The 1,248-nt window shown below is 29.7% G+C and carries 1 protein-coding gene and 1 pseudogene; both read left to right on the top strand.

Features of this window, described 5'->3' with window-relative positions:
* A pseudogene (locus FTV34_RS17575) lies at window positions 1-293 on the top strand (hypothetical protein); the annotation flags it as partial.
* 360 nt (window positions 294-653) lie between these two features.
* Window positions 654-1,248, top strand: a 595-nt coding sequence (gene dcm, locus FTV34_RS17570; RefSeq protein WP_180070928.1) for a DNA (cytosine-5-)-methyltransferase, incomplete at its 3' end; no start/stop codon positions are given.

The following is a 1,248-nucleotide window of genomic DNA, read 5'->3' as shown; positions in this document are numbered from 1 at the left end:
ATATGCATGGATTAATGAAATATAAAAATACAATAGCAATCCTTTACCGTGCTTATCTTACTTTTATAGAGAAGAAGACCAATGAAATTGAGATTAAAAAACTAAATACTATTTTAGATGAATCCATTTTTCGTCTTTCAACTGCCTCTCAAAATACTCTTACGATTAAAATACTTAAAGATTTGTTTACTGTAGTGAAAAAACCTCAAAATGCTTATGGTAGTAATGACGTTGAGGTAATTTTTAGTGAAGAAATTTTTAATTTGATTAAGAGTCAAGCACTTGTATCTTAATCAATATAAAATCTTTTTGAGGCCTATCAGGCGTAGGATATTCTTACGCTTTTTTAATTCCTACAAGAGATTTTATGTTAAATAGCACTTATTATAGTGTTGTTTATATTGATATGTAATTCCCACTTTACACTTCACCAGCCTAGTTAAGTGTAAAGTAGGAAAACATATGACTGCTATCAATTCTATATTAAAAATAGGTTAATAGAAAAAATGTTCATTTTTGTTGGTGGTATGATAGACAAATAGATCTATTTTAATAATTAACGACAGCTATTGTCGTAATGTTAGGCGATTAATAAATTATACAGAATCCATTTTAGGTACAATCCACTCATTTTCATCCTTTGTAATCTTGTTATGACCTCTGTTACTTATAAAACTATCGATCTTTTTGCTGGTATAGGTGGAATACGTCTAGGTTTTGAAAAATATGGCTGTGAAACGGTTTTTGCATCGGAATGGGATGTATATGCAAAGAAAATCTATAAGGATAATTTTGGTGAAGAACCCTTTGGTGATATTAATCTAATAGAGCCTAAAGACATCCCAGATCATGACATTCTCTTAGCTGGTTTTCCATGTCAACCCTTTAGTATTGCAGGTAAAGGGTTAGGTTTCTCAGATACAAGAGGTACATTATTTTTTAATATCGAAGAAATATTAAGAGTAAAAAAACCAAAAGCGTTCCTGCTTGAGAATGTAAAGCGTCTAACTACTCATGATAAGGGAAATACATTTGAAACTATCAAAAATAAGTTAGAAGATTTAGGTTATAACTTACATTATAAAGTATTAAACTCATTGGAATATGGTGGCGTTCCACAAAAGCGAGAACGTATTTACATCGTTGGTTTCTTATATAAAGTTAACTTTGATTTTCCTGAAAAATTAAATGTATATAGACCACTTTCTGAAATATTAGAAGCAGATGAAGATATTGAAAGCAAGTATT

This window comes from Acinetobacter sp. YH16038 (genome assembly GCF_013417275.1).
Lineage (GTDB): Bacteria > Pseudomonadota > Gammaproteobacteria > Pseudomonadales > Moraxellaceae > Acinetobacter.
This window is presented reverse-complemented; position numbering and strand designations above follow the sequence as displayed.